Raw genomic sequence first — 18,757 nt, 5'->3', positions numbered from 1 at the left:
ATCGACCAATCATCAATTACCATTAACCTGCCGAATCGGAATTTCAATCCAAAATTCTGTACCTGAGCCTAGTTGAGAATCACATTTAAAAACCCCGCCATGCTTTTCTACGACAATTTTGTAACTAATTGACAAACCCAAACCTGTACCCTTACCCACTGGCTTTGTAGTAAAGAATGGATCGCATATTCTGAGTCTCAAATCTTCTGGTATGCCAGGGCCATTATCCACAATACGAATGACTATGCTTTGAATGTTGTCCCTGATTTGACCAAAGCTAGTAGAGATAATAATTTCACCATGATGAGTTTTTGATTGTGCTTCCTGATAATCTTCTATCGCATCAATGGCGTTACTCAAAACATTCATAAATACTTGATTCATCTGTCCGGCGTAGCATTCTACCAAGGGAATATCAGCGTATTTTTTAGTAAGTTTAATTCCCGCAGTTTCCGGCTTGGCTTTAAAGCGGTGTTGCAAAATCAACAAGGTACTATCAATACCCTCATTAATATTTACGGCTTTCATTTCTGCTTCATCAAGGCGAGAGAAAGTCCGTAAAGACATGACAATTTGGCGGATGCGCTCGACACCAATTTGCATAGAGGCGAGAGTTTTGGGTAAATCTTCAGCTAAAAACTCTAGATCGATTTCGTCTGCCTGTTCTAGAATTTCCACACTAGGGTTGGGTAATTCTTGCTGATAAAGTTCCAGCATAGTGAGTAAATTATGAGCATATTCACTCACATGACTGAGATTTCCATAAATAAAGTTTACTGGATTATTAATTTCATGGGCTACACCGGCTACTAATTGACCCAATGAAGACATTTTTTCTGTTTGGATGAGTTGAGTTTGGGTTTGTTGCAAATTGTGCAGGGCTTGAGTTAACTTTTGAGCCTGTTGCTGGGTTTGGTTGAGTAGTTCAGCTTGTTGTATTGCTACTCCTAGTTGGGCTGCAATTTGAGTCAGGAAGTTAACTTCTGAAGATTCCCATTGACGGGGGCCAGAATGTTGATAAGTTGCTAGTAAACCCCAGAGTTTTTGACCAACAAAGATAGGAGCGAGGACAAAAGCATAAATTTGAAATTGCTCTAGATTTTCAATATGACATTGAGTAAATCCCTTCTTATAAATGTCATCTACGGCAAATGTCTCGTTGTAGCGATAGCGTCCTCCTCCTGTGTTTTGTAAGTAAGTATCGTTCCAAACAGTATTAATACTTATTTTTGATTCATTTGACCAGTGAGGGCTAGTTGCTTCAAAATCACCAACAAATGCGCCACCCCATTCATGATCGAAGCGATATACAGAAACCCGATCCGCTTTAATTAATTGGCAAACTTCTTTAGTAGTTATTTGAAAAATGCTGTTAGTATCTAGCGATTCACGAATCTTAGAAATTACACCAAACACAGCTTGTTGTTGTTCTGATGTATGGCGTAGTTCAAGAGTACGTTTCTGGACTTGTTTTTCTAAATTTTCGTTAAAGGCTTGTACTTGTTGGTATAGTTCATACTGCTGAATAGCTGAGGCAAAGTGTTGACCGATTTCTTTTGCTAGTTCAATCTCTTCCCTTGTCCATTGTTGAGCTTGTGACTTTTTGGCATCACGCCATAAATTAAATGATACACGGGGTAACATTTGCCTTTGATCCTGATCAATGCGTCCAGCCCAGAGAGTTTCGGTATCTATCTCATTGCGGAAAATAGTTAAATAACCTAGTAACTGCTGACGATATTCTAAAGGAATGATTAAAATACTGCGAATTTTAGTTGGTTGAAAAACAGCTTGCAAAGTACGCAAGGTAGGGTCTTGATAAATATCTGCGATCGCCCAAATATCATGATGAGATTTGTAGTGTTCCTGCCAGGCGCTATACTGCTCAATCAGTGGATAGATAGTTTGTTCTGGGGTAATAGGCTGTTGTCCACAGGTATAAAGTTGGACACAGTCATTACCTGGGATTAAACACTCTGCTAAACTCCGAGAAGCAACTTGTTGTGACTCAACAGCTTGATTTCTTAAACAAAGCCTACCACCAACACCAGCAAAAGCCCCTACAGCTGCTTCTAAAGCCGGCTGTAAGACAATTGTGGGTAATGAGTGCAGTAGGGTAATAATGCGGTTAATGATGGCTTCTTTCTGGGCTTTTTTTCTGGCTTGGGTGAGGAGATAACTTTGGGCGATCGCTACAGCAAGTTGATCTACAATCATCTGCATCGCTTCCAACTCATCTTCTGAAACCGTCCGGTTTTCGGAATGATGAGACACCAACAGCCCCCAAAGTTCATCCTGGTGAAAAATAGGCGCGACTACCGAAGACTTCACACCCATCGCTGTTAAGTATTCCACATGACAAGGGTCTACGGGGCGGTAACAAATGTCTTCTGAAATTAATTCCCCTGTTTCTAAGTCATGCACAGGGCTTTGACCAATCATCCCCGTAGCAACATTAACTATAGAACGTACTTTAGACTTGATCAAAAGTTCCCTGGCTTGGGGTGGAATATCATCAGCCGGAAAATTCAAGCCCAGCAATGAGGGTAGACGATTTTCATAAATTGACTCAGCAATAACCTGACCGCTTCCATCTGCATGGAATTCATAAATCATCACTCGGTCAGTTCCCAATAAAGCGCGTACCTCTGCCGTTGTCGCTGTGATAATGTCCTCCAACTCCAAGGATTGACGAATCCGAGCCGTAATGCGACGTAGTAAACTTTCTTGATTGAGACTAACCTGAGAATTTGGTTGAGCGATCGGTGACATTGCTTTTCTTTAAATTGAGTTCAGAAAAATTACGATATTATTAACAAATATAAAAACATTTTTAAATTTTAAATATTACATTGTCTACAGTAAGATTACGGTGAGGATATTATTAGCAAAATTACTTGTTATTTATATAAATATTTATACTGGGAAATTCACATAGTTTATTAAGATAAGACAAAGATAAAAGCAAATTTAAGCTGAATAATTATAGCCGTAGCCAGATAGATTATGACATCAAGCTAAGATAAAAACCTGACAATAAAAGGCTTTCAATTCTGTCAACACCCGACCGTCAACCGTCAACAGCTATATTTTATATATTAATTTTAATTTAAAATAGAAAAGACACGATTAAACGTGTCTTTTATCAGGCATAATTCAGGATTTTGACAGTATGTTTGTTGCTTGTATTTCTTCAACCATTAAACTTTCACGTTATCAGTGAAGCGGATTTTTAAATAATCATCTTCCATTTTTGCTCCCGATGGTTGCAAAGCTGCCAAAGCCTGTGGTAGTACTAGATTGCGGCGATGATTACCAATGGTTATGTTTAATTCATCTCCAGTTTTACTGAGTTGAACTTGGTTTTTAGGAATCCCAGGTAAATACAATTCCAAACTGTATTGGTTATTTTCTTGCACCACTCTTACAGTAGTTTCTTTGTAATATACCTGAGTGGGATCTTCATCTTTGTACAAGGTTTCTTTTAAGCGTTCTAAAGCCGCTAAACCACACATTTCTTCTGAAAATAGTGGCACTTCTTTCACTGGTAAGGGGTGGAAATTTTCATGGATTTCTTGACGATACTCTTCCTGATTTTGTTTCCAACGTTGGAAGAATGGATCTTGCACTTCGGCAGGGATAATGCGATTAGCCACAACTAAATCGGTGGCAACATTATACAAGCTTAAATATGCGTGAGCGCGTAAGGATTCCTTAATAACCATCTTCTCTGGGTTTGTAACAAGACGCACAGAAGTTTGTGTATTATCTGTTAATACTTTTTCCAGAGCTTCAATTTGTTCATAAAACTCATAAGGTGCATCCATCACTTCTCTATCTGGCAAAGAAAATCCAGCAATTGGTTTAAAGATAGGTTCAACCAACGGACGCAGCGCAACTGAGATATTTTGGAATGGTTTGTAAAAACGCCGCATATACCAGCCGCCCACTTCTGGTAGGCTCAAGAGACGCAATGCTGTACCGGTAGGTGCAGAGTCGATAATCAAGACATCAAAGTCACCTTCATCATAGTGGCGCTTCATTCTCACTAAGCCAAAAATTTCATCCATGCCTGGTAGAATGGCTAATTCTTCCGCTTGCACTCCATCTAAACCTCTAGCTTGCAAAACTTGGGTAATGTAGCGCTTCACCGCACCCCAGTTTCCTTCTAGTTCTTGCAGTGCATCTAGTTCTGCACCCCACAAGTTGGGACGGATTTGTTTTGGTGCATGGCCTAGTTCCATGTCAAAACTGTCTGCTAATGAGTGAGCGGGGTCTGTACTTAAAACTAGTGTCCGATAGCCTAATTCTGCACACCGCAGCCCAGTTGCAGCAGCTACCGAGGTTTTACCTACGCCGCCTTTCCCTGTCATCAAAATTACTCGCATGGATGATTATGCCCTGCCTGAGAATTGTTTACATTTATTTACGTTATCTCTATTATCGATGGTTTGCAGGGAATAAGTGCAGTTTGAGTTGGTTTACTGTCAAGAAATCATTGGGCATTCATGGGTGATGGGTCAATACGGTTCAGTTAACATTGTCAGCTTATCGATTTCAGAAGAACCAAGACTTGGGGGATTCTCCCCCAAACCCCCGATTGGGGGACGGTTGCGTCCCCCAAGCCCCCTCCAAAAAATAGATCTGTTTTATATGTAGCAGTTAATTTATTTTCTTAACTGAACCGTATTGGGTGATGGGTAATTTAGCTCATCCACAAGGGAGGCTGACTTTTCACGGGAAGTACCAAAACCCTACGGAAAATGTTCGCGCTCATCAAGGCTTGGTAGTGAGTAATGAGTAATAGGTATGAATTATTTATTGGAAGCAAATCTTATACCAATTCTCTATGAAGTTGCGCCAAATAAATGATGTAGAGACGTTGTATGCAACGCCTCTACAGTATGGAATAAAGTGCATATATGGCTACGCCAGGCAAGCTACATCAAGAAACGGTCTTACTGATTATTTACTTGAAAGAAGTGTTGTTTGATGACATCTAAGAGGGAACATTGCCAATAATCAATATGAGAGACAATCAAGCCTTCAGAGTCAAGACCTAATTCACTCCAACCGGAGATGGAAATACGTGGCTTCCAAGGTAGGGGAGTATTCCAACTCAGTGTCCATTCGGTTTTGATTTTGTCTTCTAAAGGTTGAATATCATGCAAATCCATTTTGATATTTAAAAACCAAGTTTGCATGAAATTAATCATTTGTTTATAACGTGTAATCCCACGGAATTTATTTAGTGGGTCTTGGAAATAAACGTCTTCTGCGTAAATGCTATAAGTTTGATTCACGGGAAATCGCTGATAGTCTTGCTTAAGAATTTCAATAATTTTCATTTACCAATTACCAATTATCTAGCTATTTACTTCATTCCACAATCTTTCTAACTGACGCTTCCAAGCCGCTAAAACTTCTTCTCTTGATTCTACAGTTTGGTTAATTTCTCCTAACAATCCTTCGGCGTAAAATCTTTCTAGGTTTTGCATTGTGGCTTCCAGAGATTGTCCTTGCTGTTTTGCTGCTTGCACAATTTGCCGGATGCGACTTTCAATCAGGCGATTGAAGACATCATTTAAACCTGCTTCATATAAGGAAATAAGTCTAGCGATCGCACTACTCAAGTCATCTTTGGTCAAAGTGCTGCTATTGTGTTGATAGACTGCCCAAATTACGCCATCATACAAGGCATAGCGTACTTCTTGAGTGTCATCAAAGTTGGCTTCCAAAAACTGTGCTAAGAATGCTTGGGCTTCTTGTAATGGGACAATTGGTAGTAAAACTCGTAACCAACTGTTATCTTCCGACAGCAATACCAACAGTCTAAATGTAGATGTATCTACTTGCCACGATCCAGGTGCGATCGCTTGTACATCTGCTGTAGTAAATGATTCTGCCAGAGTTTGGGCAATTACGTCAGGTGTCATGGTCTTTTTTTGAGCTTTAGCCTCTAGCGTATCGCTTTCGCGTACAAAGGCGCATCAGCTTATTGGTTGGACTGTTGGACTGCTTGCTGTAATACTTCTAGCGGTAAATCTAATAATTGAGCGATCGCTTATACACTCAAACCCAACTGTACCATAGGAGGTATCGTTTCTAATTTATACCAAGTTGCAATCAAAGATAGTATCTTGGGCTGGGAGTAGGGAGTAGGGGAAGAAATTAGCCCCGAAAAAGGTTTAAAGCCGGACTTGCGTCCCGCTACGCTAACGCCCCTTGTGGGCGATAAAATCCTTGTATTGCAAGGTAGGTTGAAACCCCGCCTCTCGTGGGCGGCTTAGTTTCCCTACTCCCCAATCCCTACTCCCTACTCCCTTTCATCTAGCACTTAAATTTTCCCCGATTTCGATGAACCGTTTGGTTGTTCTATGAAGAGGGGTTTTTTAAATTTGTCGAACTCATAAAATATGCCAACACTGGTAAAACTCTTGATAAGTCAGATTTTCGGCACAGTACCACAGCAATTTGTAACAATCTCGGTGTAATTCCAACTCGTGTTCCCTAACTGTGGGAGAAAAGCAATCTTTGAGGTAAAAAATTACTTGTGGTAACTGTGCATCAATGAGGATTTCTTTTAAATTGTCGGCTGTGCGTTTGCGTAGCGATTCGCGCTGGGTTGACTTGAGCAATTGTAGTAAGGTTGTCAAGGCAATTTTATTACCTGGGTCAAGTTGTGCTAATTTGTAGGCTCTACGTCTTTTGGTGTCTTCATCCTCACATAAAGAGATACCACGGATTAAGGCTGTGATTTTTTCAGGTACAGGGTAAAGTACCTTTTGTTTTTGTTGTCGTTTACCTTGCCATTTATGTGTAATTTCTTCACCGCGTAAAGTTGCTAGATTCTCGGCGGCCTGGCGGCGTTGGGAGGAATCTGTGGCTGATTGGGCAATTTTTTCTAATGTGGTAATAGCTGTGGCGTTGTGGGAATCAAGTTTGCCTAAACTATAAGCAGCTTTACGACGAGTAGATTCATTATCAGTAGTTGCAATAATTTGCAGCAATGCAGTCATAGCCGTGGGATTTTCTGCATCGACTCTGCCCAAGCTATAGGCTGCTTGCCAACGAATAGTCTCATGGCGAGCTATTTTAACAAGATTTTCCAAAGAAGCGATCGCAATCTTGTTTCCAGGGTCGAAAATCTTACCTAAACTATAGGCTGCATTCCAACTATCAAACTCATTGTCACAGGAAGTGATAAATTGTTCTAAGCAGGCGATCGCTTTTAGGCGATCGGTTTTGAGTAAAGCTATCCGCGCACCTTCTACAATTGGTGATGGATATCTACACCATTTTTGCTTTTGTGAATCAAAGTAGCCAAAACGCCACTTAATTAACTGCTGAATAATCCCCTCAGCTTGCTGACAATTACTAAATTCAGCAATTCCCTGGGCTGCCAAAAAAGAAGCCTGATAATTATAGAATCCCCCGCATCCATCCTCAAATTGCATTAGCGCGTTAATCAACGCCTCTTTTTCTACTTGTGGTACATCATCCCTACCCAGCCACAATAGTATGACCTCTCGCCATTGCGGCTCAAAAATTCGGTAACTACTTTCCTCTGACAACAGATAATCCTTTACTACTCCCCAATCTGTAATAGCCTGAGCCGCAAAATATTCTTGAAATGTGGGATGATAAAAAGCATAAACTTTTTCCCCTTGAGTTTCGGAAATACCGACTTGATTTAACCAACCTAACTGGAGTGCTAGTTGGAACAACCCATCATCGGGAGCGCCTAAAACTTGGCAGACAAAACGATGTCTGAGGCGAAACTTTGTTTGTGTTTGGGCAATTGCCAACAGCGCTAATTTTCCCAACGCCCGATTTAACTCCTGTCTCTGAGTGGAAGTAGTAGGGAAAATGTCTTGTTTCCACTCATAGATTGCTTCCACAAACTGCTGATAAAGCATCGCCTTACTATAAGGTAATTCTCCCTGAGTAATGCCCCAAATCCGACACAATAAAGCCAAACGTAAGGGATTTTTTACCGTATCTTTGACTCGTCGCCTTTCTGGTTGGTTTAACTCGTGTCGCAGTTTTGCGCCTAAAGCTGGATTGTACTGAAACCATCGACAAATAAATTGCCCTATCCGATCCTGTGTTTGATCCAGGCCGTAGGTAAAATGTAGATTGCAGTAAGTGTCAAAATTTTCTAAAGCATTCTTCCCCCCATCCCAAACATTTAGCCGACAGGTAAGAATAATTGTGGCATCGCCTACCCAACCTTTCAGGAAACTAGCAATTTTCGCCAAGGCGCTGGTAGATTCAATGGCCATTTCATCCACTGCATCCAGCAGTAACCAAACTCTTCCTTGGTTGAACTGTTCACAAAATGCGTCTTCAAGTTCTGGCGGAACTCTAAACTTACGCATAGCTGAAGGTAACCAGTCTTGAGTTAAATACTGTTCCAGAGTTTTACTTTGTAAATCTGCTAGGGAAATCCAAACTGGTAAATCTGCGGTATTTTCCAACACCCACGCAGCAATTCTCTGCAAAAAAGTAGTTTTCCCTGCACCTGGTTCGCCAACAATGGCAATTCGCTGACTTTGCTTTTTTCCTAGTACCTGTTGAATAAATTCATTATGGTCAAAGGTTTGGGTAATATCCAAGTCCTCTGGTTCATATAAACGCGACCCCTCTTGGGGAGTGACATCATCACGATGACGTAAACGCTGTTTTCTCTGTACTAAGCCCAAAGGTACGTAAACTTGATTTAATTCAAAGGTGACACCATCTGCACTAGTGAGGGGATTGGTTGTCAGGCGGTTGTTGAGGTTGGCGCGACATAGTTCTTGCCAATTTGGATAGGGAGTGAGGGGATTTGCTTGTTTGTCCGCTTTTGCTGCTGTGACTTCCTTGGACTTTTCTGGACGGCGACTTTCCCAGTGGGAATCAAATTTTTGTAAGTTGGCTGCTGTATCTTGGCGTTTGTACCAAAGATTGAGGGTAAAGTGCCAAGTTTCGGAACCACTACGAGATGGGCGATTATCTTCTAATATTTCTAAGAAATCTGCAAACCGTTTTAAGGCTTCTTTGATTTGTTCAGATGTTAACTCACCTGATGTTAAACCCGTTAAAGCTTGCAAAAATCTGACTTTAGTTCTGACAACTAGGCGTGTTTCACTTTGCCAACGAGTTTGTATTTGGGGACGCAGGGCATCTAAAGCCACTTCATCGCAGTCTAACTCATCATTAGCATAGGCTAATAGTACCTGTAATAAATGCCGCGATCGCTTTTTTGCTTCTGGGCCATAACTCGCTCTTGCCATTATCGTAGCCGCATACTCAACAAAGTTCGGGGATTCCCCCAAGTTTAGCAACTTCCCCTAACCATCTAAACTCGATTTCACAAGCATTTCCGGTTGCACGTTCACATTTAGCTTCAGGGCAGTTCCCCAGAATATTCTGATTTTATCCGAAGCACACCACCAAACACTTGAATATATATCAATGAGATGAACTGTTACGTTTTTAAAATACATAGTCACTCGTATAGTTTGTTGACTGCTAACGGTTAACTGTCAACAGTCAGCACCTAACACGAAAAGATGTGCAAGTTACAGCAAGGGAAGCTTATCATTAATCAATATGTTAAAACTCACTTACACCGAAAATAGCGTTAGTTTAGATTATATCGACGTACCTTTAAAAAACTGGGTAAATCAAAGAGTAAATTTGGCTCTCAGCACTGGCACAAATATCTACATGGAACCCAGCACGGCGGCTTTTCTATTACCTATCGAATCATCCCCCTTAGCTGTTTTAGAAAAGTTAGCCCAAGCCAACTTGATAGATTTTTGTCCTTGTGATCCTTCATACTTTGAAGTTACTCTCCAAGGTATATACATAACATCAACTGAAAACAGTGAAACAGGGGTTTTTGTTACAGATTTGATGTCATCTGTAGAATTATTACTCCAACAATTATCTCAAAGGCAGCAACTCTGCCACGCTCAGTAATTCAGTCTTGCTGTTCGCGGGACTCTGGTATGACTTCCGAACCCAGTCTGTGAAACTGTCCTAGCTAGTTGTGCCGCCTTTCCCCGAACAGCACCCATAACAATTCAAAATACCCTACGGGAAGCGCAAACGCTACAAGATTCAAAAATTTTTAGCTTAAGTCTTAATGTTCGCGGGACTTTGGTATGATTTCCGTTCCAACCTTTTAAGTTGTCTAACCTAGTCGTACCGTTCTTTCCCCGAACTTGATATAAAGGACTTCCAGATAAAAAAATATCCAAATTTTAGGGTGCGTCAGTATGAATAATTTCTTGGTACAGCTAGGTTTTCTCACACTGACGCACCCTACTAACTACTACAAGCTTCCACTCATTTTCTTTAATTTTGAATTTTGCGGAAAGTTCTGTAGGCGGTGAATCCAGTGCTGTAGGAGGGTTTCCCTGCGTAGGCAACTGGTGAACCCGGAGGGGTTTCCCGCCGTAGGAAACTTTTCAAGACGAATTTTGAATTTTTAATTGGAGCGAAGCGACGTGACTAACCTCAATAGCAACCGCGTCGAACAGGTAGCGCGAGAAGATTTAGTAATGTTTATTAACGCTTGTCTTGCCTGCACTGGACAAAAAGAATTTTATGATGATGCTTATGGTCAAAGAGTATCAATTGACTTTTTACATGATTATATTCTGGGCAATTACCGTTTACTTTATGCCCGGACTTTAGCCGCAGGTATCAACCATTTCAACCAAGCCCAAATTATCTTAAAATTACTGGCAACAGGAAAAGACACAATCCCCGAACATCGCCAAGAAGAAGGCGCACTGATTGCTCATGCACTCAACTCTTTACCGCCACAACGAGCTTGGGGAGTTTTGCAACAGTTACGACAACGTAAAATTAATAATAGACGAAGTAGAGCGATCGCCCGCGATTATTTAAGTATGCGGCGTGACATGAGTTTTGATGCTGTTAAGTATCGCGCAAAAGTGAGAGCGATCGCCACCCATGCCCACCTGAAACTACAAGGTGAATTGGGTACTTTCCTTTTCCGCAACTGGAAGCAAAAGTCTTACTCCACCCAGTTATTTGAACAGTTTCGCCAAGCACATTACAGCGCCGAAGCCATTTACAATTTGCCTTTCACCATCGCCGAAGGGTTTGCAGTTAAACACAAAGTCCCCCGCGATGTCTTCTTATCACGGATTCAACAGCAAATGACTTTAGGAGAAAAGCTACGTTTGCAAGGTGCGGCGGAACGTAACGAAACTGATATCAATGTAGATTTTGGTCTTCTTCCCTTAACCAAGTTGGCGTTGTATATCTTGTCCTTACCTTGGCATATACGACAACAACAAAGAGATATTTTACATCAAGCCTTAGAGCGATCGGCACGTTTAGCGTTAAAAAAAGCACCCCTCAAACTAGGAAAAGTTGCAGCAGTCTTGGATTGCAGTTATTCCAGTTCCGGCTCTAGTGAAAAGCGCCGCCGTCCCTTGGGTATAGCTATGGCTGCACATTACTTATTACAAGCCGCCGCGCAAGAATATCAAGCTTTTTGGACAGTACCCGTAGAAGATTCATTACAAGTAAATGCCCGTGGACAAACTGACTTAGCCACACCACTGTTAGCAGCTTTGGCAACAGGAGCCGAGTTAATCATTATTATTTCCGATGGTTGCGAAAATGATCCACCCAATGGAGCAGCCGAAGTTTTACGCGTCTACCGAAATAAATTAGACCCCATGCGGCGAACTTCTATCATCCATTGCAACCCTGTATTTAACTCCGACGACTTTTCCTTACGCACCCTCAGCCCAGCCGTCCCTACCGTAGGGCTAAGAGACGCAGAAGATTTACCAACCATGCTCAACTTTGCTCGTTTTGCCGAAGGTTCTGCACCGTTATCAGAATTAGAAACATATCTAGCACAACGAGTAGAGCAATTTTTAACAGCATCTTCTTTAACTTGCACATCTTTTCGTGTTGACTGTTGACGGTTGACTGTTAACCGTTAACAGTCAACCGTCAACTGTTAACAAATCATACAAATGACTATGTATTTTAAAAGCGTAATCGCTTAACAAAAATTGCTATGTCAAAAACTAAAACTTTATTAACAGATATATCACTCAAAGGATTGGAAATTGCCCCTTCCCAAATACGTGGTGCAGTGCGTATCGTGCCATTACTGCGGCGAGAAGTGCGGGGTGATTTGCGTTTGCTGCGTCGTTCTTACGATGAAGATATTGCGGTGGTTTCCCTGGAGGGTCAAATAACCGAACCGGGGATGAAATACTATTCTTATGTCCCTCATGGCTTGGTCATGTCTTGGAGTGATGACGGTAGTCCAGTAGCTAGCTTTGGCGGACAAATGCTCAAACCTGATGGTAAAAGTTTTAATTCCTGTTGTGCAAGTGTGCGGTTAATGCACCGCATGGCGAAACGAGAATCAAGGAATCAACTGAGATTTTTACCTTTGCACTTAGCAATGGAAGGTTTTTTATCGCTGTTTTTCTCAGGGCCAGACATTGCTTGGAGTGAGTATTCTAAATATGCTTTGTCTCACGGACTGGGTTCACGCTACGAATCATCTTTTAGTGGGCGTTACATTGCTGGGTTAGAAGATGCGTTGCGGGTGTTTGAGATTCACGAAAGACAAGTTGGTGTATTAGTATTTGTCGCTGAAGCTTTAGCCTCTGCTTTTGTCGTTCCCACACCTGAAGACTACCGCGCTTTGCATACCAGTCTTTTAGAAGATTTTTATGGTGAACTAATTTACGAATACAGCTTGATGTATGGTGCAACTTTTCCAATGGCTACATCTGTAGATGATGCCCAGATTAATAGTTTGACAGATTTAAGTGGAGCGATCGCCCAAATGCGATCAGATTGGGCTGCATTCCAAGGATTCATGGCGGAAGGATTGCTACAGCGCCAACTCCAATCCCAGAGAGTGTACACAGCTGGACAATTCCAACTGCAACGGTTCATTACTCATCTGCAACCCAAAGAAGAAAACCATATCGGTGAGGCGATTATTCGAGATAACGGAGAGTTAGAATATCTCAAAACTTACCGTTTATCAGCCGCCCAAACCCGTCGAGTGTACTTACTCAGCCAACTAGCCGAATATAACTGGAATATCGATGCTACAGCCAAAGCCTTGGGACATACCCGCGATGAACTAGTTTCCCGCCTTGAAGCTTCAGGTTTTGGCTATCTACTCAATCAACAAGTACGCGACGCAGCACGGAAAAAAGCGAAAAGGTGAAGGTGGGGGGAATACCAATTCAAAATTCAAAATTCAAAATTCAAAATTCAAAATTAAAGACAGCTAGGTAGTAGGGTGGCAATGCCTATCAAGGTTTTGGTGGGTATTGCCCCAATACGGTTCGGATAAGCAGGGGAAGCAGAGGAGGCAGGGGAGGAAAGGAGGTTATTTTCATAATTTTTCTCTTCCCCTGCTTCTGTTCTCCCCTTACTTCCCCTGCCTACCTTAACCAAGAAATCTCTTAACCGAACCGTATTGGGTGTTGCCCTACAGATACTTATAGAAAATTGATTTAAAAAATATAAATAACCCTAAAATAAAGTCCGTTTTTTTTCACATAAATCAGATATTAGTTGTAATTATTCTTATTTGATTTTGTGAAAAATATGGTCAAATTTAAGTTTTTAATCGGTAATATCAGTATTTTATTGTGTTTGTTAAACTTTGCTGCTGCAAAAGCGGAAATTATTCCCGATACTACACTTCCTAATAACTCTACTGTTAGACCTGTGGGGAATATCCGAGTAATTGAGGGAGGTACTCAAAGGGGAGAAAATTTATTCCATAGCTTTAGGGAATTTTCTTTTTCTGCCTTAACTAGTAATGTTACAGGAAATGTTGCTGTTTTTAATCACAATTTGGCAGTACGAAACATTATTACTAGAATTACTGGTGGCTCACCTAGTTATATTGACGGCTTGATTACAGCCGCCTCAGGTAGTAGAGCTAATCTGTTTTTGATTAATCCTCAGGGCATAATTTTTGGGGCAAATGCTAGTTTAAATATCGGCGGTTCTTTTGTGGCGACTACCGCAAATAGTATCAAGTTTGCTGATGGGATAGAATTTAATGCAACTACTAATAATCATACCTCTTTATTAACAGTAAATGTTCCTGTAGGGCTACAATTCGGTGATAGTCCGGGAAATATTGAACAGCCGATTGTTGCTGATTTACCTTTGGGATTGCAAGTAGGAAATGGCAGAACTTTAGGATTAATCGGTGGAAATTTATTATTAGAGAGTAGTCTTTTGGAAGCGCCAGGGGGCAGAGTTGAGCTAGGTAGCGTTAGTGGAAATGGCTTTGTCAGCCTTAGCCAAATTGATGATGCTTACGTTGCTGGATATTCAGGTGTACAAGATTTTGGAGATATCAATCTTGCGGCTGGAGCTTTAGTTAATACTGGTAGTATTACCATGCAAGATAGTGGTGGTGCAATTCAAATTCAAGGAAGAAATGTCACTATTGATGATTCACTAGTTTTTACAGTTAACTCTGGTTCGCAAACAGGAAATAGCCTCGTTGTTAATGCTACTGAATCTTTAAAAGTAGGTGGTGTTTCTAATATATTGACTGTTGCTCAAGCTGAAGGTAAGGCGGGAGATATTTGGATTACCGCTAAAGATTCGGTAGAATTAAGGGAAGAATCATTCATTGGTTCACAAGTCTGTTCTTTAGGTGGAAATTGTGCCAATGTGACAGGTAATGGTGGCAATTTGACCATTGAAACCGGGCGACTTTTACTAACAGATGGTGCAGGAATAGAAGCTTCTACATTTGGTGCAGGAAACACGGGAAATATTTTAGTTATAGCTACAGATTCTATAGATTTGAGGGGAGAAAGTTTTGATGGTGATATTCCCAGTGGAATTTTCGCGCAAGTTTCCCCCGATGCTCCGGGAAATGCAGGCAATACTGGCACAATTACCCTACAAACTAGACGGTTAAATATTCAAGGTGGCGCACAAATATCTAATGTTTCTAGGTACGGAAGTCAAGGGGGAGATGTCTTGATTAATGCCTCAGAAGGTACGCAAGTGAGTGGTGCTTCCCAATTTGCTACAGCCTCATCTTTAGATATTTTTCGTAGTGGGATTTTTGCTGCAACTCAAATAGGAACTACCACCAATGACAGCACATTAAATATCAATACTGGATTACTGACTGTAGAAAACGGAGCCAGGATAACGGCAGATAACTTAAATATTGTAGGCGATCGCCTAATTGTCCAAAATGGGGCAAAACTTACGGTGGCTGGAGAGTCGGGAAATTTATCTATCAAGGCGCGATCGCTTAAACTAGATAACCAAAGTCAATTGATTGCTCAAACTACCTCCGGTAATGGTGGCAATATAAATCTCAATCTCAGCGCCATATTGCGACTACGCCTTAATAGTCAAATTTCTACATTTGCTGACGGTAATGGTGGCAACATCGAAATTAATAGCCCTTTCATTGTGGCAACTCCCAATGAAAATAACGACATCACCGCCAATGTGTTCGGGGGTGCAGGGGGTAGGGTGACAATCAGTACTCAGAAATTTCTTGGTTTAGTTGTGCGTAATCGAGGCGAACTTGAGCAAATTTTAGGGACTACCGACCCAAATCAGCTTGACTCAGGATTTATACTCACCAATGATATCCTGACTTTCTCACAGGCCAGCCCATCTTTCACAAGTATGGTCACAACTAACCAGCCGGATGTAGACTCTCGTCAGAGATTTGCTGCGTTCTCTACAAATCCCATCAATACATCCAGGCTAACCCAGGTTTGTAGGCCAGATAGTAGGAAAAAACCAAGACTGAAAGCAACTTTTCCAGGAGAAAGGGAAACAAAAAATTCCCCCAGTCCTCACCATTTGTTAACAATCAGTAATTTTACGCCCATTAATGTTGTGGATAACCCTGATTCCCCTAAAATTGTGGAAGCACAGGGATGGGTGATTGATACCAATGGCAATATTACCTTAGTTGCTCCAGTTCCTATTGTGAATCATCAACATCCCTGGTTTTCGTCCACCATCTGCCATATTCATGAATAAAACTACTAGGTTCTATTATCCTGATTTTGTTACAGGTAGAATACGGAAGATAAAAAGTAAGCTGGTCAAGTCCTTACGTTTGGCTTTGTGCTTTCTGTTGGCGTTGATCTGCACGGTAAATTCGCCAGTGCTGGCAAGAGTAGTCACCCCAACTCAGACCGCACAAGTCACTTCTACCATCTCCCTAGTAGAACAGGGTAAAGCTTTATATGATAGGGGCAGGTTTGCCGAAGCAGTGCAGATATTACAGCAGGTGGCGCAAGAATATCAGCAAAAAGGTGAAAATCTCAGATTAGCAGCGACTCTTAGTAACTTGTCTTTAGCCTATCAACAAATAGGTGCGTGGCAACAAGCACAGCAGGCGATTACAGACAGCTTAAATTTACTTGAGGGCAAAGAACAGAACCCGCAAGTATTAGCCCAATCATTAGATATTCAAGGCCGTCTGCAACTGGCGACGGGTAAACCAGAGGCAGCTTTAAGCACTTGGCAGCGCACAGCTAAGATATATCAACAAACTAAAAATTTTAATGGCGAAGTGCGATCGCAAATTAATCAAGCCCAGGCATGGCGGACACAAGGATTTTATCGTCGGGCGGTGAAAGTTTTACTAGAAGTTAGACAAAAATTACAATCACAACCAGACTCCCTAGAAAAAGCCGTAGGATTGCGATCGCTTGGTGATGCCCTAATGGTAGCAGGGAATTTAATGGACTCCCGCACTACTTTAGTAGAAAGTCTAGAAGTGGCAAAGCGCTTGGCGATACCGGAGGAAGTTGCAGCTAGTTACTTTAGTTTGGGCAACAATGCCCGCGCTAAACTGCAAATATCAGAAGCAATCAACTACTATCAACAAACAGTAGCCACATCCCCCTCACCCTTAACGAAAATTCAAGCCCAAATTAACCACCTCAGTTTGCTGCTGGACAACGAAAAATTCACGGAAGTGGCAGCTTTAATCCCAGCAATTCAAGCTCAAATCAACCAATTCCCCCCTAGTCGTGCGGCTATCTACGCCGAGATTAACTTTGCTCAAAGTCTCATGAAATTAACAAGTTCTGAGAACCAAGGGCAGAATAAAAATGTGCCATCAGCACCAAGCACTCAGGATGTAGCCAAATTATTAGCAACAACTATTCAACAAGCCCGTAGTTTGGATGATAAACGGGCAGAAGCTTATGCAATATTGAGTTTGGGGACTTTGTATGAACAAAACCAACAGTGGTCAGAAGCCAACAGTCTCACGCAACAAGCCTTAATCTTAGCCCAGGCTAGCAACGCCTCGGACATTATCTATCGCTTGCAGTGGCAATTGGGGCGGTTGATGTGGGAGCAAAAAGATATATCTGGGGCGATCGCCGCTTATGATGCAGCAGTAGAAAGCCTAAAATCCCTCCGCACTGACTTAGTAGCCGTCAATCAAGATGTGCAGTTTAACTTCCGCGACAGTGTAGAACCAATCTATCGGCAATCAGTGGAGTTATTGTTGTCATCCCAGCCAGAAAAAGTTAACGAAAAAATTCTTGATAAAGCCCGGCAACGGATTGAAGCATTACAATTGGCCGAATTAGATAACTTCTTTCGGGAAGCTTGTTTACAAGGTGAAGTTGTGTTGCTCGATCAAGTGGTAGACCAAGATAACCCCACGGCGGCGATTCTCTACCCGATTATTTTGCCAAACCAGATTCAGGTAATCGTCAAAATTCCCCACAAACCTTTGCAACGTTACAGCACCAATGTTAAACAAACAGAAGTTGACAAAGTTCTCAGCGAATTACGCAACAATCTTGTTCGTCCCACGGCTAGCAAAACCATCAAAACTCAGTCAAAACAAATTTATGACTGGCTCATCAAACCTATTGAATCAGAACTAGCAGCTAGTGGGGTAAAAACTCTCGTGTTTGTCCCCGATGGTTTATTACGCAATTTACCGCTAGGCGCACTCTACGATGGCAAGCAATACTTAATAGAAAAATATGCGATCGCTCTAAGTGTAGGCTTGCAACTCCTCGACCCCAAACCCCTACAACGAGGAGACCTGAGAGCATTAACGGCTGGACTCACTCAACCCCCGCCAAATTACCCCAACTTTGCCCCATTACCTGCAATCAAGTCGGAAATGGATTCAATTGCTAGCGCGGGAGTTTCCATTACTAGTCTGTTCGACCAGCAATTTACCCGCGAAGCATTAGAAAAAAAAGTCAACACAGCACCATTTAACGTAGTTCATTTAGCCACCCACGGCCAATTTAGTTCCCGCGCTGAAAACACTTTTATTTTGGCAGCAGACGGGCCAATTAACGTTACCCAATTTGATACCTTGCTTCGCAGTCGAGAACAAATTCGTCCCAGTGCAGTAGAACTATTAGTTTTAAGTGCTTGTCAAACCGCCGCCGGCGACAATCGCGCTGCTCTTGGTCTAGCAGGAGCCGCAGTCCGCGCCGGCGCACGCAGTACGGTAGCATCTTTGTGGCAAATTGATGATGAATCAACAGCTTTATTGGTTGGTGATTTTTATCGAGAACTGAAAAACAACAACATCACTAAAGCCGAAGCCCTCCGCCGCGCCCAACTAAAATTATTGCATCATCCCAACTACAGCGCCCCAAGTTATTGGTCTGCCTATGTGTTAATTGGTAATTGGTTGTAATATTTTCGCGGTAGAAATGTCAGGGGTAAGGTTATACCAATTCAAAAT

Annotated in this window: 10 protein-coding genes; 5 read left to right on the top strand and 5 right to left on the bottom strand. The window is 41.8% G+C overall.

What is annotated here, in order from left to right:
- Window positions 1-12 precede the first annotated feature (12 nt).
- From H6G14_RS01090 to H6G14_RS01070, 5 genes are all read right to left on the bottom strand, one after another.
- Complete coding sequence (locus tag H6G14_RS01090) at window positions 13-2,772, bottom strand: GAF domain-containing sensor histidine kinase (protein WP_190565303.1); 2,760 nt, start codon at window positions 2,770-2,772, stop codon at window positions 13-15.
- A gap of 428 nt (window positions 2,773-3,200) precedes the next feature.
- On the bottom strand, window positions 3,201-4,388 hold the full coding sequence (locus H6G14_RS01085; protein ID WP_190565302.1) for a TRC40/GET3/ArsA family transport-energizing ATPase: 1,188 nt from the start codon (window positions 4,386-4,388) through the stop codon (window positions 3,201-3,203).
- A gap of 570 nt (window positions 4,389-4,958) precedes the next feature.
- The gene (locus H6G14_RS01080; RefSeq protein WP_190565301.1) at window positions 4,959-5,348 is read right to left on the bottom strand and encodes a C6orf136 family protein; all 390 of its coding nucleotides are present in this window, start codon (window positions 5,346-5,348) and stop codon (window positions 4,959-4,961) included.
- An 18-nt stretch (window positions 5,349-5,366) separates the two neighbouring features.
- Window positions 5,367-5,936 (bottom strand): hypothetical protein, encoded by a 570-nt coding sequence (locus H6G14_RS01075; RefSeq protein WP_190565300.1) that lies wholly within the window; start codon window positions 5,934-5,936, stop codon window positions 5,367-5,369.
- A gap of 471 nt (window positions 5,937-6,407) precedes the next feature.
- Window positions 6,408-9,278, bottom strand: coding sequence for an NACHT domain-containing protein (locus H6G14_RS01070; protein WP_190565299.1), 2,871 nt, complete (start codon window positions 9,276-9,278; stop codon window positions 6,408-6,410).
- 319 nt (window positions 9,279-9,597) lie between these two features.
- On the opposite strand from H6G14_RS01070, the gene H6G14_RS01065 reads away from it, so the two are divergent.
- The 5 genes from H6G14_RS01065 to H6G14_RS01045 all read left to right on the top strand — a co-directional run bounded on the left by H6G14_RS01065 (window position 9,598) and on the right by H6G14_RS01045 (window position 18,709).
- Complete coding sequence (locus H6G14_RS01065) at window positions 9,598-9,969, top strand: alr0857 family protein (protein ID WP_190565298.1); 372 nt, start codon at window positions 9,598-9,600, stop codon at window positions 9,967-9,969.
- Between the two features lie 584 nt (window positions 9,970-10,553).
- Window positions 10,554-11,960 (top strand): hypothetical protein, encoded by a 1,407-nt coding sequence (locus H6G14_RS01060; protein ID WP_199326003.1) that lies wholly within the window; start codon window positions 10,554-10,556, stop codon window positions 11,958-11,960.
- A gap of 98 nt (window positions 11,961-12,058) precedes the next feature.
- Complete coding sequence (locus tag H6G14_RS01055) at window positions 12,059-13,237, top strand: ARPP-2 domain-containing protein (RefSeq protein WP_190565296.1); 1,179 nt, start codon at window positions 12,059-12,061, stop codon at window positions 13,235-13,237.
- 386 nt (window positions 13,238-13,623) lie between these two features.
- On the top strand, window positions 13,624-16,059 hold the full coding sequence (locus H6G14_RS01050) for a two-partner secretion domain-containing protein (RefSeq protein ID WP_190565295.1): 2,436 nt from the start codon (window positions 13,624-13,626) through the stop codon (window positions 16,057-16,059).
- On the top strand, window positions 16,052-18,709 hold the full coding sequence (locus tag H6G14_RS01045) for a CHAT domain-containing protein (RefSeq protein WP_190565294.1): 2,658 nt from the start codon (window positions 16,052-16,054) through the stop codon (window positions 18,707-18,709). Before H6G14_RS01050 ends, H6G14_RS01045 begins: the two co-directional genes overlap by 8 nt.
- Window positions 18,710-18,757 lie beyond the last annotated feature (48 nt).

This window comes from Nostoc parmelioides FACHB-3921 (assembly GCF_014696625.1).
Taxonomy (GTDB): Bacteria; Cyanobacteriota; Cyanobacteriia; order Cyanobacteriales; family Nostocaceae; genus Trichormus; species Trichormus parmelioides.
This window is presented reverse-complemented; position numbering and strand designations above follow the sequence as displayed.